The 21,434-nt window shown below is 70.2% G+C and carries 25 protein-coding genes and 2 pseudogenes; 17 read left to right on the top strand and 10 right to left on the bottom strand.

Annotation, left to right across the window (positions count from 1 at the left end; all coding sequences use genetic code 11):
• The first annotated feature begins 194 nt into the window (after positions 1-194).
• The 3 genes from ACWG52_RS35705 (at position 195) to ACWG52_RS35695 (ending at position 2,446) form a co-directional block, all read left to right on the top strand.
• Positions 195-452 (top strand): hypothetical protein, encoded by a 258-nt coding sequence (locus tag ACWG52_RS35705; RefSeq protein ID WP_390137325.1) that lies wholly within the window; start codon positions 195-197, stop codon positions 450-452.
• A 151-nt stretch (positions 453-603) separates the two neighbouring features.
• A complete protein-coding gene (locus ACWG52_RS35700; protein ID WP_390168147.1) occupies positions 604-1,773 on the top strand; it encodes a PP2C family protein-serine/threonine phosphatase in 1,170 nt (389 codons plus the stop codon).
• A gap of 253 nt (positions 1,774-2,026) precedes the next feature.
• On the top strand, positions 2,027-2,446 hold the full coding sequence (locus ACWG52_RS35695; RefSeq protein ID WP_389806774.1) for a MarR family winged helix-turn-helix transcriptional regulator: 420 nt from the start codon (positions 2,027-2,029) through the stop codon (positions 2,444-2,446).
• A 37-nt stretch (positions 2,447-2,483) separates the two neighbouring features.
• Here the strand turns inward: ACWG52_RS35695 and ACWG52_RS35690 are convergent, their stop codons facing one another.
• Positions 2,484-2,984, bottom strand: a complete 501-nt coding sequence (locus tag ACWG52_RS35690) for a MarR family winged helix-turn-helix transcriptional regulator (protein WP_389806775.1) — start codon at positions 2,982-2,984, stop codon at positions 2,484-2,486.
• 342 nt (positions 2,985-3,326) lie between these two features.
• Between ACWG52_RS35690 and ACWG52_RS35685 the strand changes: the two genes are divergently transcribed.
• The 4 genes and pseudogenes from ACWG52_RS35685 to ACWG52_RS35670 all read left to right on the top strand — a co-directional run.
• Positions 3,327-4,895, top strand: coding sequence for a PP2C family protein-serine/threonine phosphatase (locus ACWG52_RS35685; RefSeq protein ID WP_390137319.1), 1,569 nt, complete (start codon positions 3,327-3,329; stop codon positions 4,893-4,895).
• Entirely contained in the window at positions 4,892-5,875 is a 984-nt protein-coding gene (locus tag ACWG52_RS35680) for a cobalamin B12-binding domain-containing protein (RefSeq protein WP_389806776.1), read from the top strand. Before ACWG52_RS35685 ends, ACWG52_RS35680 begins: the two co-directional genes overlap by 4 nt.
• Positions 5,872-6,321 carry an STAS domain-containing protein gene (locus tag ACWG52_RS35675; RefSeq protein ID WP_453127042.1) on the top strand — a complete coding sequence of 150 codons (450 nt, stop codon included), beginning with the start codon at positions 5,872-5,874 and terminating at the stop codon, positions 6,319-6,321. Before ACWG52_RS35680 ends, ACWG52_RS35675 begins: the two co-directional genes overlap by 4 nt.
• Before the next feature lie 116 nt (positions 6,322-6,437).
• Positions 6,438-6,536: pseudogene (locus ACWG52_RS35670) on the top strand (CsbD family protein); the annotation flags it as partial.
• A 319-nt stretch (positions 6,537-6,855) separates the two neighbouring features.
• Here the strand turns inward: ACWG52_RS35670 and ACWG52_RS35665 are convergent.
• From ACWG52_RS35665 to ACWG52_RS35650, 4 genes are all read right to left on the bottom strand, one after another.
• Positions 6,856-7,776 (bottom strand): SigB/SigF/SigG family RNA polymerase sigma factor, encoded by a 921-nt coding sequence (locus tag ACWG52_RS35665; protein WP_389806778.1) that lies wholly within the window; start codon positions 7,774-7,776, stop codon positions 6,856-6,858.
• A 181-nt stretch (positions 7,777-7,957) separates the two neighbouring features.
• A complete protein-coding gene (locus ACWG52_RS35660) occupies positions 7,958-8,410 on the bottom strand; it encodes a DUF2267 domain-containing protein (RefSeq protein ID WP_389806779.1) in 453 nt (150 codons plus the stop codon).
• Positions 8,411-8,475: 65 nt separating this feature from the next.
• Positions 8,476-8,871, bottom strand: a complete 396-nt coding sequence (locus ACWG52_RS35655) for a DUF2267 domain-containing protein (RefSeq protein ID WP_389806780.1) — start codon at positions 8,869-8,871, stop codon at positions 8,476-8,478.
• Positions 8,872-8,982: 111 nt separating this feature from the next.
• On the bottom strand, positions 8,983-9,417 hold the full coding sequence (locus tag ACWG52_RS35650; protein WP_453127039.1) for an Hsp20/alpha crystallin family protein: 435 nt from the start codon (positions 9,415-9,417) through the stop codon (positions 8,983-8,985).
• Positions 9,418-9,658: 241 nt separating this feature from the next.
• Here ACWG52_RS35650 and ACWG52_RS35645 point away from each other — a divergent pair, with 241 nt between their 5' ends.
• On the top strand, positions 9,659-10,210 hold the full coding sequence (locus ACWG52_RS35645) for an HSP18 transcriptional regulator (protein WP_453127037.1): 552 nt from the start codon (positions 9,659-9,661) through the stop codon (positions 10,208-10,210).
• A gap of 108 nt (positions 10,211-10,318) precedes the next feature.
• Complete coding sequence (locus ACWG52_RS35640) at positions 10,319-10,705, top strand: STAS domain-containing protein (RefSeq protein WP_453127035.1); 387 nt, start codon at positions 10,319-10,321, stop codon at positions 10,703-10,705.
• 5 nt (positions 10,706-10,710) lie between these two features.
• Here the strand turns inward: ACWG52_RS35640 and ACWG52_RS35635 are convergent.
• Positions 10,711-10,821 (bottom strand): annotated as a pseudogene (locus tag ACWG52_RS35635) (BTAD domain-containing putative transcriptional regulator); the annotation flags it as partial.
• A 202-nt stretch (positions 10,822-11,023) separates the two neighbouring features.
• On the opposite strand from ACWG52_RS35635, the gene ACWG52_RS35630 reads away from it, so the two are divergent.
• The gene (locus ACWG52_RS35630; protein WP_453127034.1) at positions 11,024-11,902 is read left to right on the top strand and encodes an alpha/beta fold hydrolase; all 879 of its coding nucleotides are present in this window, start codon (positions 11,024-11,026) and stop codon (positions 11,900-11,902) included.
• Positions 11,903-12,117: 215 nt separating this feature from the next.
• Here the strand turns inward: ACWG52_RS35630 and ACWG52_RS35625 are convergent, their stop codons facing one another.
• Positions 12,118-12,765 (bottom strand): TetR/AcrR family transcriptional regulator, encoded by a 648-nt coding sequence (locus tag ACWG52_RS35625; protein ID WP_453127032.1) that lies wholly within the window; start codon positions 12,763-12,765, stop codon positions 12,118-12,120.
• Between the two features lie 107 nt (positions 12,766-12,872).
• Between ACWG52_RS35625 and ACWG52_RS35620 the strand changes: the two genes are divergently transcribed.
• The 4 genes from ACWG52_RS35620 to ACWG52_RS35605 all read left to right on the top strand — a co-directional run bounded on the left by ACWG52_RS35620 (position 12,873) and on the right by ACWG52_RS35605 (position 16,033).
• The gene (locus tag ACWG52_RS35620; RefSeq protein ID WP_390168142.1) at positions 12,873-13,811 is read left to right on the top strand and encodes a DMT family transporter; all 939 of its coding nucleotides are present in this window, start codon (positions 12,873-12,875) and stop codon (positions 13,809-13,811) included.
• Between the two features lie 40 nt (positions 13,812-13,851).
• The gene (locus ACWG52_RS35615) at positions 13,852-14,652 is read left to right on the top strand and encodes an oxygen-binding di-iron domain-containing protein (RefSeq protein ID WP_389806786.1); all 801 of its coding nucleotides are present in this window, start codon (positions 13,852-13,854) and stop codon (positions 14,650-14,652) included.
• A gap of 115 nt (positions 14,653-14,767) precedes the next feature.
• The gene (locus tag ACWG52_RS35610; protein ID WP_453127030.1) at positions 14,768-15,460 is read left to right on the top strand and encodes a DsbA family oxidoreductase; all 693 of its coding nucleotides are present in this window, start codon (positions 14,768-14,770) and stop codon (positions 15,458-15,460) included.
• A 102-nt stretch (positions 15,461-15,562) separates the two neighbouring features.
• Positions 15,563-16,033: an aldo/keto reductase gene (locus tag ACWG52_RS35605; RefSeq protein WP_389806908.1), complete on the top strand. Its 471-nt coding sequence runs from the start codon at positions 15,563-15,565 to the stop codon at positions 16,031-16,033.
• A gap of 185 nt (positions 16,034-16,218) precedes the next feature.
• On the opposite strand, the gene ACWG52_RS35600 is transcribed toward ACWG52_RS35605, so the two are convergent.
• On the bottom strand, positions 16,219-16,689 hold the full coding sequence (locus tag ACWG52_RS35600; protein ID WP_390168139.1) for a MarR family winged helix-turn-helix transcriptional regulator: 471 nt from the start codon (positions 16,687-16,689) through the stop codon (positions 16,219-16,221).
• 218 nt (positions 16,690-16,907) lie between these two features.
• Between ACWG52_RS35600 and ACWG52_RS35595 the strand changes: the two genes are divergently transcribed.
• Positions 16,908-17,873 (top strand): alpha/beta hydrolase, encoded by a 966-nt coding sequence (locus ACWG52_RS35595; protein WP_389806789.1) that lies wholly within the window; start codon positions 16,908-16,910, stop codon positions 17,871-17,873.
• Between the two features lie 226 nt (positions 17,874-18,099).
• On the opposite strand, the gene ACWG52_RS35590 is transcribed toward ACWG52_RS35595, so the two are convergent.
• Positions 18,100-18,327: a hypothetical protein gene (locus ACWG52_RS35590; RefSeq protein ID WP_453127028.1), complete on the bottom strand. Its 228-nt coding sequence runs from the start codon at positions 18,325-18,327 to the stop codon at positions 18,100-18,102.
• A gap of 110 nt (positions 18,328-18,437) precedes the next feature.
• Positions 18,438-20,081 (bottom strand): HEAT repeat domain-containing protein, encoded by a 1,644-nt coding sequence (locus ACWG52_RS35585; RefSeq protein WP_389806791.1) that lies wholly within the window; start codon positions 20,079-20,081, stop codon positions 18,438-18,440.
• A 421-nt stretch (positions 20,082-20,502) separates the two neighbouring features.
• On the opposite strand from ACWG52_RS35585, the gene ACWG52_RS35580 reads away from it, so the two are divergent.
• Both ACWG52_RS35580 and ACWG52_RS35575 read left to right on the top strand, forming a co-directional pair.
• On the top strand, positions 20,503-20,886 hold the full coding sequence (locus tag ACWG52_RS35580; protein WP_389806792.1) for a hypothetical protein: 384 nt from the start codon (positions 20,503-20,505) through the stop codon (positions 20,884-20,886).
• A gap of 205 nt (positions 20,887-21,091) precedes the next feature.
• Positions 21,092-21,433, top strand: a complete 342-nt coding sequence (locus ACWG52_RS35575; protein WP_389806793.1) for a hypothetical protein — start codon at positions 21,092-21,094, stop codon at positions 21,431-21,433.
• The last annotated feature ends 1 nt before the right edge of the window (position 21,434 follow it).

Raw genomic sequence — 21,434 nt, 5'->3', positions numbered from 1 at the left:
TCGGTCGCCATCAGCGTGCGCACCGGACTGCGAAATCACCGCCCCCCGAGGGTGACGCCGCCGCAGGGTTTTGCGCACGGGCCCGACTTCCGGACACGTTGGGAGAGCGCTCCTGCAGGCGGGTTTGTTTCACTGGTAGGGGAGGAACAGTGGCGAACTCGGTGGCCACCGGCCGCTGCGTACGGTGACAGGCGGTGACCGTCGTGAACGGTACGGAGTTCGCGGAACTGCCGAGTTCGGTGTTGGAGGTCTCCCAGCGGGCCGCTCCTGGTGAGCTGCCCATTCTGGTCCAGGACGCCACGCGGCGGCTCGGGTTGCTGGACGACACGCTGGCCGGCTGGGCTTACCGGACCGCCTCCCCGCAGCTGGCCTCGGGTTCCTCGCCGGTGATGATCCACAGCGACTCCCCACGGCGGCCACAGGCGCTACAGTTCACTTTAGTTGCCGTATGACAATTTTTTAGGTGCTGAATAGTGGTTCCGGCCGGTGATGGCAGCTATCCATCGTGCTTCCGGTTCGCCCGAGTTCGCACGACCCTTGCGGCTCGGCGGACGCAGGCAAGCCGCCCGACCTTCGACCACTCAGTGAGGAATGGCGCCCACCATGACGAAGTTTCTGGCTGTGGAACGCGCACTGCGCACGGCCGCACCGCACGACCTCCTGACCACTGTCCGGTCGGCACTGGTGACTCATTACGGCGCTGTCGAAGTCGACCTTCTGATGGCCGACTACAGCCTGAGCGTCCTCCAGCAGGTCACCGCGCTTCCCCACACCGCTGAACCGCTGCTGGTGCACACCACACCGCAGGGCCGCGCTTTCGGCAGTCAGGAGCCTTACGGCCAGTACTCCGCCGAAGGCAACACCCTGGACCTCCACCTGCCGGTGACAGTGCGGGGAGATCGGCTGGGGATTCTCACGGTGCGCTTGCCGGAGCACCTGTCCAACCCGGAAACGGTCGGGGAGCTGAGGGACGTCGCCGAGCTCCTAGGACACGAGATCATCGTTGCCGAGCGCGACACCGACGTGTACCTGCAGGCCCGGCGGGCGAGCCGCCTCACCCTGGCCGCCGAGATACAGTGGCAGCTGCTGCCCGGCCGCTCCTGCACCCGCCCTGAGTACGCCATCGGAGCGCAGCTGGAACCCGCCTATGACATCCATGGCGACAACTTCGACTGGTCCACGACCGCGGACAGCCTCACCATGACCGTCACCAATGGAATGGGCGAGGGGATCCAGGCCTCGCTCCTCACCAACCTGGCGGTCAACGCTCTGCGCAATGCCCGGAGAGCCGGGGTGGGCATCGAGGACCAGGCCGCGCTGGCGGACCAGGCCGTCTACAGCCAGTATCACGGTCGGGAGTACGTCTCGACCCTCCTGCTGCGCTTGGACCTGGCCACGGGCCGGGGCGAGATCGTGGACGCGGGCTCCCCTCAGCTGTGGCGGTACCGGGAGAGATCCGTCGAGAGAGTCCACTTCGAGGCACAGTTCCCCCTGGGCATGTTCGAGGAGTCCCACTACTCGGCGCAGCCCTTCCAAGCCTTCCCGGGAGATCGCCTGATCTTCGTCAGTGACGGTGTGTACGGGGCTGCGGACAAGGGCGGCGTGGCCTACAGCGAACGTGCTCTGGCCCGCGCGATCCATGCCACGAGTCTTCTACCCGCCGCTGCGGTCCCGCGCGCGATCCTGGAGACGCTGGCCGCATATCGCGATACTGCCGCTGATGACGACGCCCTGGTCACATGCCTGGACTGGTTCGGCCGCCCCTCGGAGTAGCGCCAGGTCCCTGTGAGGGAGCTCCTGCAGGACATGAGGCATTGCGCCGAAGGGGAAGCTGACGGATTCGCCTGGGCGTATGACGCGCACGCGGCGGCTTGCAGGGGGATAGTTCCGACACAGTGGGCACACGCGGGGTATCCCGTGCAGCCGACGCCCAGAGACGGGGGTGTGGCCGTAAAGGGGACGTACCTGCTCGTTGGGAGTGACGGCCATCATGGACGGAGCGGGACCCGAAGATCCTCTGGCCTCGATGGCACACGATGTGGCGAAGGCGGCAGCAGCTCTGGTGGACCTGTGGGACCGCACTGCCCGCGCCGCGTCGCCCCGGTTGTCGGGTCTGCAGCTGTGCGCCTTGATGATCGTCCGTGTCAGTCCTGGCATCAACCTCACCCGACTGGCTGAAGAAGTCGGAGCGGGTGCCTCTGCCACGAGCAGGCTGTGTGACCGGCTCGAGGCTGCGGGCCTGTTGCGTCGCAGGCGGAGGCCGAACGATCGGCGTGAAGTAGGGCTGGTCCTGACGCACCAGGGCCACGAATCGGTGGACGCCATGCATGAACGTCGCTGCAGAGCCATGCTCGAAGTGCTCCGGTCCATGCCGTCCGATCGTCGGCTGCATCTGCTCGAGGGGTTGCGGGCCTTCTCCGAAGTGACGGAGGCAGGCGAGGGGTAAGGAGCCGACGTATCGACCCTGCACCGGCCCCACCGGGTCAGGCAGTATCCGACAAGCCGGCGCTGCCGCCGGGTCGGGCGTCGATGCCGATCAGACCTGTGGCTGCGTCGCGGAAAGCTGCCAGGCTTTCGGCGAGGGCTCGCCTTTGTTGGGGGGACATCCTCTGCAGCACCTCGGCCGTCCTCTGTACGCGCTGGGAACGGGTGTCGGCCAGGACGGCGTGTCCGCGTCGGCTCAGGGTCAGCTCGACTTCGCGTCGGTTTGTGCTGACACGGGAGCGTTGAACCAGTCCCGCCGCTTCCAAGCGATCGCACAGGCGGCTCACGGCGGGCGGGGCTGAGCCGAGCGCTTCACCGAGGTCACGCAGATTGATCCCGTCCCGTTGTTCGATAACGGTCAAGGCGCGCATCTGCGACGGGGGGACCGGGGTCCCGGCTGCCTCGTGGTTCGGACGCCAGAGGACTTCGAGCAACTCCGTGACAGCGCATGCCTCTGGAACTCCCTGCTCATCGGCGAGGGGGTGAACGGCTCGGGGCATCGCACCACTCTGTCAGCCGGAGGCTCATTTGTCAGGCGCCGCGGCACACAGCACGGCCCCCGCCGCCCAGAGCGCATCCCCATGGATACGAGGCGTCGGCCGCCAGGATGTGAAGAGGGTGAGCATGCCGAGCGCGTCTGTCGTGTGAAGCGGCGGCGGAGGGCAAGGCCTGGTTGCCAGAGGCACCCAGCCCAGATAGTTTCCATAGGGAAACTATTCATCCTCGACATGATGAGGTGAGGGGTTCGCACAGCGGGCCTCGAGCATGTGGTGAACCCCACAAAGGCAAAAAGGTCCGCGCCGGGCGCAGTGCACAGCCCTTGGCGGGAAGCGCCGCATCCGGTGCTCGTGACGGACGACCTGGCGGTCCTGCTGTCGGTCAACGATGCGGCTGCCGTCGTGCTTCCGGGGGCCCGTCCCGGAGACGCGCTGGCGGATGTCGCGCCGGCCTGGCTCGCAGCCGCCCTTGAGCGGCGTCCGGACGGCCATGGCGGACATGCGACGGTTCACGGCCAGATCGCCGGCCGGACCTACGAAGCGCACACCACCGCGTGGAACGACGGCACCGTGGTGTGGTGGCTCGTCGACGACACCGACCACCGCCTGGCGCGCGAGGCCCTCCTGGTGGAGCGTGAACGCACCGCGTTCCTGACCCAGGCGTCCAACCTGCTGCTGTCGTCGCTGAACCTGGAGCGGTGCATGGACGTCACAGCCCTGATGGCCGCCGAGCACCTCGCCGACGCCGCAGTGGTGATCGCCCCCGCCCACGCCCAGGAGCTCCCGGTAGTGACGTGCCTGCAAGACGGTAAGCCCTCGAACTCCCGCGTGGCGGCCGCCCCGGAGGACGTACCGGGTCTGGCGGAGGCGCTGCAGGGGTTCCCGCCGGTTCCGTCCCGGTGGATCGACCCGGCCGCAGCACCGACCTGGCTGGTCCCGGAGGAGTTCGGCACGGTGGGGTCGATAGTGATCACCCCGCTGCCCGGGCACGGCGTGCCCGCTGGCGCCCTGGTCCTGCTGCGCCGCGACAGCAGCGCCGTGTTCACCGAGGCCGAGGAAGTCTTCGCCCGGCTCTTCGCCGCGCGCGCGGGAGCCGCGATGTCGGCGGCCCGCCTGTACGCCGAGCAGGCGTCGATCTCGGAGATTCTGATGCGCGAACTGCTACCGCCGTCCCTGCACCATGTAGCAGGGGTGGAGTACGCCGGCGGATACCGGCCCTCGAAGGACCACGAGCGGGTCGGCGGGGACTTCTACGACGTTCACCCCGCCACCGTGGAGGGCGACGCCTCCCTCGTGGTTCTCGGGGACGTGTGCGGCAAGGGACTCGAAGCAGCGGTCATGACGGGCAAGATCCGCAACACGATGCACGCCCTGCTGCCACTGGCCGACGACCACCATCGGATGCTCACCCTGCTCAACACCTCACTGCTCAACACGCACGACGCCCGCTACGCCACGATGGTCCTGGCCTCCGCACAGCGGCAGGGCAGCACGGTGCGGCTGCGGCTGACCAGCGCCGGGCATCCCGCCCCACTGATCCTGCGCGCAGACGGCCGGGTGGAAGAAGCTCTCACCCGGGGCAGCCTTGTCGGTGCCCTCCCCCACTTCACGGCCGTGTCGGTCGCCATCACCCTCGGCCCTGGTGAGGCCTGCGTCCTCTACACCGACGGGATCAGCGAGGCCCGCGGCGGGCCGATGGGGCGTACGGAGTTCGGTGAAAAGCGTCTGCACCGTGCGCTGTCGGAATGCGCGGGCATGCCCGCTGAAGCGATCGTCGAACGTGTCCAGATGCTCGCCTCCCAGTGGGTCGGGGCCGGACGGCACGACGACATGGCCGTCGTTGTCATCTCCGCCCCGCGCAGCAACCACCTCAGCATGGTGGACGGTCACACCCGGGGCAGGTTCACCGCATGAGGGCACACAGCATCGGCACCAGCCGCATCCCGCCGGTCGAACGGTCGACGCAGCGTCTGTGGGAAGCGGCCGTTGCCTGTGACGAGGCGGTTGCCGTCTCAGCGGTCCGCGAAGTCCTGGATGCCGGCCGGGAGCCCGAGCAGGTCCTGCTGGACGTGATCGCCGTCGTACAAGGGCGAGTCGGCGAGGAGTGGGCAGCCGACCGGATCAACGTGGCGCAAGAGCATGCCGCCACCGCTGTCGACGAACCGGCCGCCGGGACGGTGGCACACCCTCCGGCCTCTTTCACCAAACCTTTCCGGGGCCGGATCACTGTGGCCTGCGTCGATGGCGAGTGGCATGCCCTGCCCGCACGGCTCCTTGCCGAAGTCCTCGAACTGCGCGGCTGGAACGTCGACCACCTCGGCGCCCAGGTCCCCACCCACCACCTTGTCGCACACCTGCGCCGTACCGGGCCCGAGGCCGTGGCCCTCTCCAGCTCGATTGCCACCCGCATGCTCGGCGCCGACGCCTGGGCCTCCGACGCCCGAAGTGCGGCCGAGCACATGAATCGCGGGCCTCTGGAGGTGACGAGGCCGGACCGTCAGGCCATCGACGACCTGCCACACCTGGACGACCAGGAGTACACCTTCGTCACCCGCAATCGCACCCAACTCGTCGGCGCGGTCCTCACCGCCCTCGAGGACGTGGACCCTGCTGTGCGCAACTACGGCCAAGCCCAGCGCGAGCGCACCGCCGAGGGGTTCTGCCACACCACACTGGTCCTCGGCGTCGCCCTCTACACCGGCGACGAGACCCTCTTCACGGACTTCCTGCTGTGGACCGCGGACATCCTCGCCGCACGCGGAGTCCCCGCCCGGCCCCTCCCTCCGGCCCTCGCCGCCCTGGGCCGGCAACTGGAAGACTTGCCCCGCGCCACCGCCATGCTCCGCACCGGCACCACCCACCTCACCAGCGCCCCCGTCAGGAACTCCCGATGAGCATCCTGCCCCCGCGCCCACTCGAGATGACGTCCGTCCGCACGAACGACACCGTTCGCATAGAGCTGTTCGGCGACCTCGACCACACCACCACCCACCGGCTCCTGGACACGGTCACCCGCGTGCTCATCGATCATCCCGGCCTCGGGGAGCTCCGCCTGGGCTGCGCCGGCATCACCGCCATCGACTCCATCGGACTGTCCACGCTCCTGATGATCCGCCGACAGTCCGACGCCGCCGGCGCCCGCCTGTACCTTGAGGACCGGCCCCTGCGCCTCGAACGGCTCCTGGACCTCACCGGAACCCTGGACTACCTCACCAGCACGAGCGGTGGGCCCGCCGTGGTGTCGGAGGGATCCGGGCAAGCCGCCCCAGAGACCGCGGTCAACACCCCTGATGCGCGAACGGACGGGCGCGTGGCTCGGGAGACTCGTCCTCCCCTGTAACGCGCCGGTCCGTACCGCAGCCCCCGAGGGCCAGATGTCCTTCGCCCCCGTTCACGAGAGTTCCCAGCGGCCATACGGGATGGTGTCGGGCGTTCCCACCGAAGAGGGAGTGATCAGCTGTGTCTGGTGAGCAGAGGGCCGAGGCGAAGGTCGAGCAGGCCAAGGGCGACGCCCGCGAGGCCAAGGAGAAGGTCAAGGACGTCTTCAAGCCCTGATCGTCATGCCGCAGGGCTGGGACCGCAGGATGGTCCCGGCCCTGTCGTGTGCGCGCTTCGCCTACCTGACTACACCCTGCGCGCTGTCCGACCCGTGGCCGCCGACTCTGCCCCCGAGGAAAGCCCAAGCGCTTGGCGTCCATGGGGAAGGCGTCGTGGAAGTAGCCGCCGTGCCGGCCGTGCGGGTCGCACACCCGCCGTGTGGCGGAGCCGTTCGTGCACATACCGAGCGGGGATCTGGGGTGGTTCAAGGCCCGTCCGGCGACGATCGGGATCTGTCTCGTACAGTGCCGGACGGGGACTGCGGTTCACGGTCTGTCTAGGCGGTGAGCATGCCGCTGCGCAGGCGCGCCAGGATGCGGGTGAGCAGGCGGGATACCTGCATCTGGGAGATGCCGAGTTCGACACCCATCTCGGACTGGGTCATCTCCTGGGCGAAGCGCATCCGGAGAATCTCGCGGTCACGTTCGTCGAGTTCGCGCAGGAGGGGCGCGAGGGTGTGGAAGTCCTCGAAGAGGCCCATGGCAGGGTCGATGTCACCGACCGTTTCGCTCAGCGGCCGGCCATCGCGGTGGACGGTTGTGCGGTCCGGGACTCCGGTGGAGGAGTCGATGGAGTCGCTGGTGTAGCCATTGGCGGCCACCAGTCCCTCGATGGCTTCTTCCTCAGGGAGTTCGAGGTGCTCGGCTATCTCCTTGACGCTCGGTGCACGTCCGAGAACCTCGGTGAGTGCCTCCTGGGCCTTGGCGAGTTCGAGGCGGAGTTCCTGCAGGCGGCGGGGGACGTGCACGGCCCAGGTGGTGTCGCGGAAGTACCGCTTGATCTCACCGGTGATGTAGGGGAGGGCGAGGGTGGAGAACTCGACCTCGCGGTCGGGGTCGAAGCGGTCGATGGCCTTGATCAGCCCGATCGTGCCGACCTGGACGATGTCGTCGGGCTCGATGCCGGCGTTGATGCGGGCGGTGAACCGACGAGCGGCGAAGTGGACGAGGGAGATGTTCATCTCGATCAAGGTGTTACGCGCGTACCGGTACTCGCGAGTCCCCTCTTCCAGCTCCCTGAGCCGCACCAGGAACAGACGCGACAGCTCCCGCGCGTCCGCGGGCGCCATCTCGCGGGCGTTGTCGATCTGCGGCAGGGGCCCCGCGGGCTGCCTGGTGACGACCGCGGGTTCGGCGCCGGTGAAGGCGTCCGGGGCGGTCTCCCGGGCGGGAATGGTGGCTGTGGCGACGTGAGACATGAAAGCGTTCCTCCCCTGCACGAATGGCTTGCGCGGGCGTGTGCCCACACAAGCGGAATCCCAATCGGACGGACCTGGGTCGCGGGTCCTGTCACGGCATCACCACCCGAGTGCTTCGAGCGCGTGGCCCGGCTTCCGTGCGGCCCGGCCACGCGGTACATCCGGGTGCTGTGCCAAACCCTCAGGCGGCTACGGCGCGCATCTGCGGCCGGCACAGTTCGGCCTGGCCGAAGAGGAGGGCGTAGCCGTCGGGGAGCCGGCGAAGGATCCGGGCGAGGAGGTCGGGTCCGGCGAGCCGGGCGACGACGGCGAGTACGGCGCCGGTGTCCCAGCGGGCGACGGCCGGGGTGGCGCCGGCGCGTTCGGCCAGGTCTTTGACGAAGCCCCAGCCGGTGAGGTGTTCGGTGGCAGGGATCTGGGCGGTCAGGGTGAGGGCGGCCTCGACGGGCAAACACTGGGCGAGGTCGACGCGTTCGTCGCCGGTGATCTGCCGGCCGAGGGCGGCGAGGACGGTGCGGACGGCCGTCTCGGCGCGTTCGCGGGTGGGGTGGGCGCCTTCGTAGCGGACGCGTTCCAGCATCTGGTCGAACGTCATGGCAGGGGCGGCCCGGTTCGGTCGAGGCTGGTCGTACATGGCTGCGGTTGCCTTTCTCTGCGAAGGGTCCGGCCTTGCGGCCGGTGGACAGCTGGGATGGAGGGTCAGGTGGGCTGGGGGTGGCCGAAGAGGAGGTCGTAGCCGTGCGGGAGCTGGAGCAGGATCTCGCGGGTCAGCACGTCACCCGCGGCGGCGGCCGCGGTGGACAGGACCGCGCCGATGTCCCACAGGGCCGTCCTCTCCGTGGCGCCCTCGATCCAGGCCGCGGTCGCACGGACGAACCGCTCCGGCGAGAGCGGCTCCGCCGCCTGCAACGGGTTCAGGAGGATCAGGGCGTACGTCTCGGGGAGCCGGGCGGCGAGCTCGGCCCGCACGGTGCCCACCAGGTGTGCGCCGAGCAGTGCCAGGACGACGCGGGCCACACGGTCGGCGTCCTGCAAGGTCTCGTACTCACCTCGTTCCTGGACGTGGGCCAGGAACGCCTCCCTGCGCATCGACATCACATCACCTCCGGAAAGGGGTGAAGGGGTCCGAAGAGGGGTGCGGAGGGCGGGGTGCCGGAGGGGGGAATCGGCTCTCCCCCGCCCTCCGCCGCCGGCTGGTACGGGGGGTCAGCCGGAGATCTGCTTGCGGCCGCTCTCGCCGCCGATGCTGATCTTGCGGGGCTTGGCGCGCTCGGCGATCGGGATCCGCAGGGTCAGGACACCCGCGTCGTAGTCGGCCTGGATACGCTCGGTGTCGAGGGTGTCGGCGAGCATGATCTGGCGGGAGAAGACACCCAGGGGCCGCTCGGAGAGTTCCATCTGCACGGTGTCGCCCTTGGCGGCCGGTCGGCGCTCCGCCTTCACGGTCAGCATGTTCCGCTCGACGTCGATGTCGATCGCTTCGGGGCTCACTCCGGGGAGGTCGAAGGCGATGACGTACACGTCGCCTTCGCGGTAGGCGTCCATCAGCATGACCGACGGCTTGGACCAGGTCCCGGACGTACCAGACAGCTGCTGGACGATCCGGTCCATCTCACGGAACGGGTCGGTGCGCATCAACATCGCGAAACACCTCCAGTTGGTTCAGGCAGAAACTGCCAATGCGCTTCAACGTGCTCCCGTTGTAACATGTCATCGAAACGATGACAAGCAGGATGTCGCCTTATGGATGACAAGGCTTTCGGAAGCGTCGTGAAACGAGATCGCTCCCCCCGTCCCACCGATCCTCACCCCGGACGCCGCCGCAGCACTGGAGGTCATCCACCAGGCCATCGAGAAGGCGCACCGGTCATCCGCCGGGGAGATGGCGGCCGCGACGGCGGAAGGCTTTGCTCCGGAGCAGGCCCTGGCCGCCGTGCAGCTGCTCCGCGAGATCCGGGAGCGGCTCGCCGGCTGGGAAAGCGTCCTGATCGAAACGGCCCGCACCCAGGGCGCCAGCTGGGCCGAGCTCGCCGGGCCGCTCGGGGTCGCCAGCCGCCAGGCAGCCGAACGCCGCTACCTGCGGCTGCGCCCCGGCGCAGCCGGGAGCACCGGGGAGCAGCGCGTGCAGGCCACCCGCGACGCGCGTGCCGCCGACCGTACCGTCACCGCCTGGGCCCGCGACAACGTAGCCGACCTGCGCCGTCTCGCCGGCCAGGTCACCTCCCTCAGCGACCTCGCCCCGGGCGCCGAGGCAGCCGTCGGCGCACTCAACCAGGCCCTGGGCGGCGACGACGCCGCCGGCCTGATCGGCCCCCTGGCCGGCACCCGACCCCACCTGGGAGCCGGCGACGCCGAACTCGCCGACCGCATCGACGCCGTGACCCGCCACGCCGACCGGCTCCGTCAGGACAGCAACGACCAGCGCAACTCCTGAACCCGCCCGCACGCCGCGGCGGGGCGGCGTGCAGGCCGTAGTCCGAGGAGGTACCCCGCGTCCGAGCGCCCCGAGCGATCCCACCGACCCGACCGGGAGACCGAAGCAGTGCCCGCTGTCGACGTCTTCGGGCGCGCGGCCTTCGTGCGGCCCGTCGGCGAGATCGACATCGACACCGCGCCGTCGCTCAGCCGCGCTCTGGCGCACGCTCTCACCTTCGTCGCCGCGTCCCGGGCCGACCGCGTCGTGGCCGACTGCAGCCGTGTCACCTTCTGCGACTCCTCCGGGCTCAACGCCCTCCTCGCCGCACGGCTGCGAGCGGTCGAGGCCGGCGCCACCATCCATCTGGCGAACCCCGCTCCCCAGCTCCGACGCCTGCTGCAGATCACCGGGGCGGCCGCCCTCTTCCCCCGGGAAGACCCTGCCTGGCCCGGTGCAGCCACGGCCCTCCAGCAGGCGCCCCGCCGCGCCGAGGAACACCCGAACGACGGATAGGCGGCAGCGACGGAGAGGATGTCCGTCTCCAGGCGCTGGAGATCGGCACCGGGGTCGAGTCCGAGTCGGTCGACGAGCATCGTGCGGGCGCGGCGGAGGGTGGCAAGCGCGTCGGCGAGTACCTCACGGTGGCGGGGGCCGCGCAGGTCAACCGGGCTGCCGTCGTCGTGGAGGGCCCGAACCACACCGAGCACTTCGATTCGCATGACCCCATCCTCCGTGTCGGGGTCCTCCTGCGCCCAACCGTACTGATCGGGTGCTGATCGCCGTCGCCCACGCTGATCCGGTCAAGTCCCCGACCCACGAGGATGGTCCCTCATGACGCTCACCATTCCCGGCTTCGATCACATCCGCCTGCCCGGTGCGGACGGTGTGGAGCTGGCTGCGGCTGTCGGCGGCAGCGGCAGCCCGGTCGTGCTGTTGCACGGTTTTCCCCAGACGCACCTGATGTGGCGACACGTAGCCGAGCGGCTCGCCGACGAGCACACGGTGATCTGTCCTGACCTGCGGGGCTACGGCGCCAGCGACAAGCCGGCGGCCACCGACCCCGCTGTGTACGCCAAGCGCACCATGGCCGCCGACGCCGTGACCCTGGCGGCGGCCCTCGGCCACGAGCGCTTCGCCCTCGTCGGTCACGACCGAGGCGCCTTGGTCGCTTTCCGGGCGGGGCTGGACCACCCGGAGACCATCACGCACCTGGGCATCCTTGACATCGTGCCGACGCTCGACATGTGGAACGTCCTGCGCGGAGCCTCGGCAGCGGTCGGCTACCACCTCTTCCTCATGGCGCAGCCGCCGGGCCTGCCGGAGGCGATGATCGAAGGCAGCGCGGACGCGTTCTTCGGCTCGTTCCTCGATGCCTGGGCGAACGACCCGACCGCCATACCGGAGGATGTGCGTGCCGCGTACCTGCGGGCGAGCGCCGCAGCGGTGACATCGATCGTCGCGGACTACCGGGCCTCGGCGGGCATCGACGTCACGCACGACCAAGCGGACCTGGACGCCGGGTCGCAGCTGGCCATGCCCGTGACGGTCGTCCAGCAGGACTGGGGCGCGAAGCTGGGCTACGACGCCGCTGCGGTATGGAAGGCGTGGGCGCCGGACCTGGACCACCGGCTGACCCGAGCGGGTCACTTCATGGCCGAGGAGGCGCCCGACGAGATCGCCGAGGCGATCCAGGACCTGCTGGCGCGCTGAGCCTCCTGTTCCCGACCGGCCGGCTGTGCCACGGCGGGTCGGCGAGCCTGGGCTTGTCGACCTGCCGGTCGGGCCCGGACAGCAGCCTCGCCCGAGGATCACCCCGGTCGTCCGCACCCCGGACACCTACGTTCCGGCGCTGATGTGCTCGGGGCGGGCCTGGCTTGCGCCGCGCCCGCACCCTCGGCAGCTCCCGCAGTGCCGGCGGTCCGGGTTCAGGGCCGGCCGGGGTCCAAGAGGTTCCGGGCGAACACGGAGAGGGCCTGGGCGATGCGCTCGTGGGGGATGCCCAGGGTGTTGTGCTGATGGTGGTAGAGCTGCGGGGCCAAGGGGCCGAGGGCGATGTCGGCGAGCGCGTCGGGGTCCGGGGATCCGCCGGCGATGAGCAGGGTGCGCACATGGAGGCGCCAGAAGCCGTAGGCGCCGGTGGTGTAGCGGGCGGGCCCGGTTTCCGCGCCCAACGCGAGGGGCAGGTGCCGCCGGATCAGGTCCAGGTAGGCGATGTAGAACGCGGCCAGTCGTTCGGCGGGGGGTGCGCCCGGCCCCAGCGGCGGGGGGCCGTAGATCATCTGCCCCTGTAGCCGGCGTTCGTGCTCGTCCAGGAGGGCGGTGGCGACGGAGGGCGGGTCGGGGAACGCGCGGTACAGGGTCGCGCGGCCGACACCCGCGGCCTTCGCGATCTGCTCCATCGTCACGGTGCTCGGATCGTGTGCGGTGAAGAGCGCTTCGGCGGCGGAGAGGATCTGTGCGCGATTGCGCAGCGCGTCGGCGCGCTGCCGGGGTGCGGTGGCGCCTCGGGGTGCCGCCTGGAGGTCACTGCGGAGGACCACCTGCGGGGCGGGATGCTCGTCGCCGTTACTCATGCAGGTCACCTTACTTCCCAGAAACTTAAGTGGACAGCTTGTCCGTTTAGGAGGCTCTGGGCTACATTAAATGAGACGAGCGTCCGTTTAATGTGGGGGAGAACGAGATGAACGCTGCGCTGCTCGCGGCAGCCCTCCTGGTGGGGTGCCTCCTGGCCGTCCAGGCATCGGTCAACCTGCAACTGAACAAGGCCGTGGGAACCCCTTACGGCGCCTCCACGGTCCAACTGGGCGTGGCCGCCGGACTCCTGGTGGTCCTGGCGGCAGCGACCGGGTCACTCGGCGCACTCGGGAAGCTCCCCGGCGTCGAGTGGTGGCAGCTGCTGGGCGGCCTGGCGAGCCCCCTCTACATCACCAGCGGCATACTGCTCTTCCCCCGGCTGGGGGCCCTGGCCTCGGTCGGGCTGTTCGTCACGGGGCAGATGTTCTCCTCCTTGGCCCTCGACCTGGGCGGCCTCCTCGGGCTGGAGAAGAAGGGCCTGAGCCCGGGCGTCGCTCTCGGCGCCCTCGCGGTCCTCGCGGGCATCATCGTGATCATCCGGGGACAGCAGGCGACCGCCCCGCCCGGAGCCCCGACGATGTCGGGCCCGGGCCGGATCGGATGGATCGCCCTCGGCATCGTCGCCGGCGGTGTGCTCCCGGTTCAGGGCGCGGTCAACGCCGAGCTCCGGCATGGTCTGGGCACCCCGATCACGGTGGCCGCCTTCAGCTTCACGGTGGCCACGCTCACCATCACCGTCGTCCTGCTGGTGCTGCGCCTGACGGGCAGGACCCCCAGGCCGCAGCTGGCCCCGCTGAAGGCGATGCCCTGGTGGGGCTGGCTCGGCGGAGCCTGCGCCGCGGGCTACGTCACCGGCACGTTCCTGCTGATCCCCGAGATCGGCGCCGCGGTGACCGTCGGGCTGACCGTGACCGGCCAGCAGCTGACCTCCGCCCTGATCGACCACCGGGGCATGTTCCGGCTGCCGACCCGGGTGCTGAGCGTGCCGCGTCTGACGGGACTCGGCCTACTGCTCGCCGGATCGCTGGCCATCCAACTCGTCTGAGCTCGCGCTCGTACGACCCTGACAGAGAAGGCTGTTCCTCTTGGAGACCTACGCCGTAGGGCCCGAACTGCACGCCCTGCCCTCTGCGCTGCCGATACCCGACTCAGGCATGCAACCGGTCAACGCCTACCTGCTGCGTGGTGAACAGCCGATGCTGGTGGACGCGGGCATGCCCGTGGACCGGGACGCGTTCGAAGAGGCCCTGTGGTCCCTGGTGGACCCCGCCGATCTGCGGTGGATCGCCATCACCCATGACGACCGGGACCACACCGGGAGCCTGACGCGGATCCTCGACCGCGCTCCCGGCGCCAAGATCGTCACGAACGGGATATCACTCACCCGACTGTCCGAGGAATTCGAGATCCCGCGTGGGCGGGTCGTGACGGTGAACTCCGGGAGCCGGATATCGATCGGCGACCGGACCGTCAGCTTCCACCGGCCGCCCACGTTCGACTCACCGGGCACGCTCGCGGTGTTCGACCACGAGGCCGGCACGCTTTTCAGCTCGGACAGTTTCGGCACCGTCCTACCTGAAACCGTGCAGCACGTCGGTGACGCCGACGCCAAGGAATTCTTCGAGGGCTTCGACGTCCTGAACCGGGCGATCGCCCCGTGGACGGCCCTCGTCGACGCGGAGAAGTTCCTCCGCACGGTCCGGTCGGTGTCCTCCCTCTCCCCGGCCCGACTGCTGTCCGCCCACGGGCCGACGGTGGAGGGCCGGATGGTCACCGCCCTGATGGAGGCCATGGCCCGCATCCCGTTCCTGCCGGCCTGGCTCCCGGGCTCGGACGTCGACCTCGAAGCCGCCTTGGACGCGCACGGCGCCCGGGCCGCCCCCTGACCGTCCGGGCACTCGACCCTCAGCCGCCGTTGAACTCTCGAACCTCGGCAACTGCTGAGCCCTGAACCACCACTCCATCACTCCCCCACTTCCTCGAAACCCCTCGGAGCCACCGTTGACCACCGCATCCCTGACACCGCCGCCGGGCATCATCACCGTCTTCTCGGACATCTGGTGCTCGTTCGCACACATCGCCCTGCACCGTCTGCACGCCACGCGCAAGCGGCTCGGACTCGAAACCCAAGTCCGCTTCGACCTGCGGGCCTTCCCCCTTGAGCTCCTCAACGACGCGCCCAGCCCCCGCCCCGGAACCGACAGCGAGGTGGGCCGGATGGCCAGTCTGGAGCCGGCGGCCGGCTGGCAGCTCTGGCAGGCCAAGGACTGGCTCTACCCCTCCACCATGCTGCCCGCGCTGGAGGCGGTCCAGGCCGCCAAGGAGCAGTCCCTCGCCGCGTCCGAACAGCTCGACCTCGGCCTGCGGAAGGCGTTCTGGGCCGAATCGCGGTCCGTCAGTCACCGCAAGGTCATCCTGGACGTGGCCGCGGAGACCGGCGTCGTCGACGTGACGGCGCTGGCGGAGGCCCTGGACGACGGCCGCGCCCGCAGCAACCTCTCCGGCCAGACCTCGGTCGCCCGTACCGAGGCGGTCAGTTGCAGCCCGCACCTGTTCCTGCCCGACGGCAGCGACTGGGCCAACCCCGGGATCGACGTGCGCTGGGAAGGCTCCTACGGCGTCGGCTTCCCGGTGATCGAATCCGACGACCCGACGATCTACGAGGGCCTTCTCCTGGCGGCTGCCACGGGCTGACGCCGCGGCCGGAGTTCAGAACTCTCCCTGCGGACCGGAGCCCATTTCGCCGGAGTGGAGCGAGGCGTCGGATACGGAACTTGGTGAAGGAGACCTTCACCTCTGCCGGGGCCCTGGGCCGCAGACCGTGAGCGCGTCAGGCAGAAGCCGGCCGCTTCTCCGAATGCGGCGCGAGGCACACCCCGCCGCAGCACCAAGGGGCGCCTCACCGACCTGGGGGCGGTCATCCACACGGAGAGCACCGACCAGAAGACCGCCGTCGTCGATGCCGTCCTGGCCATCGCCGAGGAGATCGGCGTGACGCCGGCCCAGGTGTCGGTGGCCTGGGTGCGGGAGCGTGCCGCCCGGGCCGCGACCTCGCTCATCCCGATCATCGGGCCGCGCGATCTCACCCAGCTCGATCACCATCTGGGCGCTCTGGACATCCAGCTGACCCCCGAGCAGTTCGCCCGCCTGTCGGAAGTCAGCGCGGCGCCCCTCGGAGTTCCCCATGAGGCGATCGCCGGATCCCTGGGCAGCATCCAGGGAGGCGACACCAGCCGCGTCATCGCCCCTGTCGCACCGGTGGCCTGACGCCCACGTCACCTTTCCGTGGCCCCGCAAGGGGGCACCCGGCCTCCGGGCCGGCATGACTGCTCCCCCCTGCAGTTCGCATGATCCGGGGGCGCCGGGCACCGGAGGCACCGGACCGCTGAGGCCCCGTCCGACCGATGGCCCCGTCGCGGAGCGCGTGCTCGGCGAAGGCCCGGCGGCCGGGGTCAAGAGCGGCGCTCACCTGCGGTGACATTCGCCGTGATCAGGCGGAGCAGGTGTCTGGCGGTGGCGTCCTGTTCCGGAGTCAGGTTCATCGCATCGCCGATGGCGAGCGGAACGGTCCGGGCCTTGACCTGAAGGGCCGCACCGGCCTCGGTGAGACGCACGGCGACCGAACGCTCGTCGTCCACGCGCCGCTCGCGCAGGACCAGGCCGTTGGCTTCGAGGCGCTTGAGCAGCGGGGAGAGCGTGCTGGACTCCAGCTGAAGCGCGGCACCCAGGTCCCGTACGGAGAGGGAGTCCCGCTCCCAGAGGGCGAGCATCACCAGATACTGCGGGTAGGTCAGTCCCAGTTGATCCAGCAGGGGCCGATAGCTCGCCGTGACCGCACGCGAGGCGGCGTAGAGGGCGAAACAGAGCTGGTCCTCCAGCCTGAGCGAGTCGCCTTCCGCCCGCCCGGTCGCCGCCTTCTCCATGTCGCCGGTTCCTTCTGCTTCCGCCTGGTCCGCTGCTCCATCGGCTCGGATCCCCGGCTTCTCATCCTAGTGTTCGAAGACGCGCGATCACGGCGTGCACGATTAAGTTGTGCACAACTTAATCGTGCACTATCTTCCTGTTGTGCCTGCCGGGCGGCGGGCACGACGACCACCGAGGATCACCATCCCTCGACGCCCTACGCCTTGGAGAGTCCGACATGACTGAGAAGAGTGCTCGTCCGGTCCTGGAACCTGCCGCGGCCGCATTCGCGGAGGCCACCGCAAAGCCGCCGTTCCTGTTCCAGATCCCGCCGGCCGAGGGCCGCGAGGCCGTCGACGACGTCCAGTCCGGTGACATCGCCGAACCCGCCGTCGACGAGGAGTGGGTGACCGTCCCCGGCGGCCCCACCGGCTCGGTCCGCGCGCGAATCGTCCGCCCGACCGGGTCATCCGGGCCGCTCCCGGTGATCGTCTACATCCACGGAGCCGGCTGGGTGTTCGGCAACGCCCGCACCCACGACCGCCTCGTGCGCGAACTTGCCGTGGGAACCGGCGCGGCCGTGGTCTTCCCCGAATACGGCCTCTCCCCGGAACACCGCTACCCCGTCGCCATCGAGCAGAACTGGACGGTGGCCCGCTGGATCGTCACCGACGGCGCCGGCCACGGCCTGGACGCCACCCGGATCGCGGTCGCCGGGGACTCCGTCGGCGGCAACATGAGCATCGCCCTCACCCTCATGGCCAAGCAGCGCGGCGGCTTGGACCTGCGCCAGCAGGTCCTCTTCTACCCCGTCACCGACGCCGCCTTCGACACCGGCTCCTACCACCAGTTCGCCGAGGGCTACTTCCTGCGCCGCGACGGCATGCAGTGGTTCTGGGACCAGTACACGACGGACGAAGCCCAGCGGGCGGAGATCACCGCCTCCCCGCTGCGCGCCACCCCCGACCAGCTCACCGGCCTGCCCCCGGCCCTCGTCATCACCGCCGAGGCCGACGTCCTGCGCGACGAGGGCGAGGCGTACGCCGACAAGCTCCGCACCGCCGCGGTCCCCGTCACGGCCGTCCGCTTCCAGGGCATCATCCACGACTTCGTCATGCTCAACACCCTGCGCGAAACCCACGCCGCCCAAGCCGCCATCGACCTCGCCACCGCCACCCTGCGCACCGCACTCGACACCGCCTGAGCAGCCCGGACCGCGGCGGGCCCGCGGCGTCACCGCCGCGCCCGCCGCATCGCAGCACCGCGCCCGGACAGACCGGCGCGGCCGAGGCCCGGTGGCGAGGGAGGCGTCCTCCTCGTCCGAGACACCGACGCCATACACGAGCGCCTCTCTGCGGCAGGTACCCGTTCAGCGCCGAGAAGGACCAGTGCGAAGCCGGCACGGGGAGGACATCGGCCGGTGGCTCGGTTCACAGCGCCGGAACGGGGACCGCCTCAACTCCGAGCAGCAGCGCCGACTCGGTGAACTCGGGTCCGGTGTGCAGGAAATGCCGGATGGGGACGTTCGCCGCAAAGGCCGCGCCGGCCGTCAGGGCGGCCACCATGTCTCCGCGGCCGGGCCCGCCCGTCAAGGAGGTGTGCTGGTGGCTCTGTGTGCGGCGGTAGACCACGTACGCGACGACACACGAGAGCGCCACCGGTGTAGACGTCCTTCAACGCCGACCGGCGGGTGAGGCAGCCAACGGCTGGTCGGTGGCCGGACGGCTACGGGACCTCACCCGCTTCCGGCCCACCTGCTGCGCAGCCGTCACTCCCGGCAGCCGTACACCGCGGCCACCTCCGCCAGCCCCTCCAGGCCGCCGTCCGCGCCACTTCCCTCGCCCACGCGGGCGAGCAGGAGCACCCGGGCCGGCACGCCTGCGGCCGCGTACGCGGCGAGCCGGTGATGACCGTCCAGGATCGTGCCGACCAGCCACCGCTCCTCGTGCTGGGCCTCCACGTACCGGTCGTCGATCCAGCCGAGGACCACCGCGGCGGGCCGCTCCCCCGCCGCTACGGCGGCCGCGTGCCGGGCGACGGCCGCCGGGTCGAACGCTTCCGGCGGCTGCGAGGGCAGGAGGGCGCCGTAGGTGAACGGCACCCGGCCTCCCGGAACGGGCGCGGTGAGCTGGAAGTGCGCGACGCCGGGCCAGTAGTCCCCGGGACGGTCGCAGTCGGGGCCGTCGCCGTCCTCGCCGTCCGCCTCCGCCCTGGCGGCCGCACGGCGGTACCACCACGACCGGGCCGGGTCGGCCACCCGCTCCAGGGGAAGATCGAGGAGAAGCGCGCGGTAATGACCGGTCTCCAACTCGCCGAGTACGGGGCTCCACTCGGCGAGCAGCGCGGTGTCGAGCCGATCCAGGTCAGCCAGTCGCCCGCGCATGCGGGCCGCGATCCGGGCCGGCTCGCCGTCCGGCCAGCCCAGCAGGGTCAGGCCCAGCTCGCAGGTGTCGCACAACGAGCCGACCCGGTACAGCGGTTTCCCGTCGAACGTCAGGGACCGGTCCCAGCGCGGCCAGGAGGAGCCGGGCGACGGCGGATCGAAGGCGACCCGGATCCGGCCCGCGCCCTCGTCGATGGAGAACCGGGCCCGCGCGCCGGACTCGACCACGAGGTCCCGCACCACTGCGGGCGCGCGCTCGGTGCGGCCGTCGGCCCAGGCGGCGCGCACGGCCGCCGCGTACGCCGCGCCGCTTGCCCGCTCGGGCAGAAGCGGGTCGCGGCCGGTGAGCCGTACGAGTGCGTGGTGGACGTCGTACACGCGTTCCTCGCCGCTCTCGGCCAGCCATCGAAGCAGGTGCGGTACTGCGGCGGGATCGCCCATCAGCTCCAGGGCGACGGTGAACGCGGTGTGGTCGAGTCCGGTCACCTCGGACAGGTTCCTGGCGATCGGCGCCGTCCACGCGCGGGCACCGAGGCGGCCCAGCGCGAGCGCGGCGCGGCAGCGCGGGGCGGCGGGGTCCTCCAGGAGGGTGCCGAGGAGCGGCGCGAAGGACGGGTCGCCGGAGAGCCCCATGGCGTCGACGAGCTCGGGGGCGGGCGAGCCGCCGGTGCCGGCACTGCCCCCACTGGATGCGGGGGCGTCCTGCGCGTAGGTACGCAGGAGCTCGGCGGGCAGTCGCAGCCCGCGCGCCACAGCGGCCCTCAGGAGGTCTTGGCGGTCGTCGCCGGAGAGTTCGGGCGTGGCCAACAACCGCAGCAGCACCGCTTCGCCCGGCTCGCCGAGGCTTCGCAGGAGCCAGGTGAGGTAGGGGCGGAAGGCCGTGCGGTCCGTGTCCGATCGGTACAGCTCCTCGACCGCCTCGGCGAGAGGGCCGGGCCGGTCGGTGTTCAGCAAGTACAGCGCGGTCCACGGGTCGTCGGCGCACAGAGCGGCGCGGAGTCGTACCAGGACGGTGTCGTGATCCCCCATGCGAGAAGTATCGGCCACGAACGGGGGCAGCCGTCGAGGCAGGCGAAGCGGCGTCTTGGGGGGCGGGCTCGACATGCCCCGCTCCCCCTGCTGGGCGCGGGCTGCTGCCGGCGGGCAGGTACCGCGGCTCCGGCCCCCGCCGGGGGCCGCGGTGGGGGTGGTGGAGCGGGAGCGGGCCGCCATCGGGGAGACCCCCAGCCGGGACGCGGGCCCGGGCCGTGCGGCAGCGGCGTGGCCAGGGAGTGGAGGGTCGCGTCCACGAGGTGGCCACCAGAGCCGTGCCGGTGGTCCGCTTCCCGCTCCGGCAAGATGTCCATCACCAACAACACCATCTGCGAGGGCGCGGCCGTGTCGCTCCTCGATTGCCGGACGACGGATCGAGGCAGGAATTGCGGCTGTTCACCCGTGGAGGCAACAAGAAATGAGTGGCGAAGCCCGGCTGATTCCGGTCGGTTTCTATTCGGACATCGAGTTCGGTCGCTCCGGGCAGCCGGCGCTCTACGATTCGATCCTCAAGCCGCATCCGGACAAGGGTCGCATTCTCGGATATCTGAGAGCCTCGTACATGATCCTCGTAGGGGGCATGGGCATGCGTGACGAACTGTCACCCGATCGGGAGTTCGCTGACGCGTTCAAGCTGATGACGGATGGCGTCTGGATCTGGCCCAGTAGCTATCCGCACTACGTCGAGCACTATGACGCGGAGATTCCACCTCTCCTCGCAGAGCTGGCGGCATCTCGGAACTGGGAGCCTCCAACCTTCCACGAGGAAGAGTTCGAGGACCGGATGCCGTTCGGCGACTGACAACGACCGACACAATGAGGTGAGTCGCCCCACCGGCACCTGAGGAGCGGCACGGTCGGGTGATCGCGCGAGTCGGCCCGCTGGTCACAAGTCGCGCCGGCCCACGAAAACGTGCGGCTCTGAACCTGCGATCCGCTCGTTGAACGGATCCACGACGCCGGTCAGGACGGCCAGGCAGAACTCGGCTCGACCGGAGAACCCCACGATGGCCACTGGCCACGACGCCGAACGCGACGCCATCACCGCAGCGATCCAACGGCTCCTCGACGGCCGTCCAACCCGGTCCACCGGGGCGCTCACCACGCTGCAACTCGCCGCCGAGGCAGGCGTCGAGCGATGGGTCCTCACGCACAAGTACGTTGACCTCAAAGAAGAATTCGTCCGCCGAAAGTCCGAAGCGAACGGCATCCCACCCGCGTACCAGCATCGTCACGCCCGCGCCATCGACGCCGAAGCCGCCGCCCAGGCCCTTCGGGAAGACAACGACCGGCTTCGCGAGCGCGTCGCCATCTACGCCCAGGTGAGCCGGCACCCAGGCCGCGGGTAGA

It is taken from the genome of Streptomyces sp. CLCI03 (genome assembly GCF_053615355.1).
Note: the sequence above shows the minus strand (reverse complement) of the source record. Positions and strands in the feature narration are given on the sequence as shown.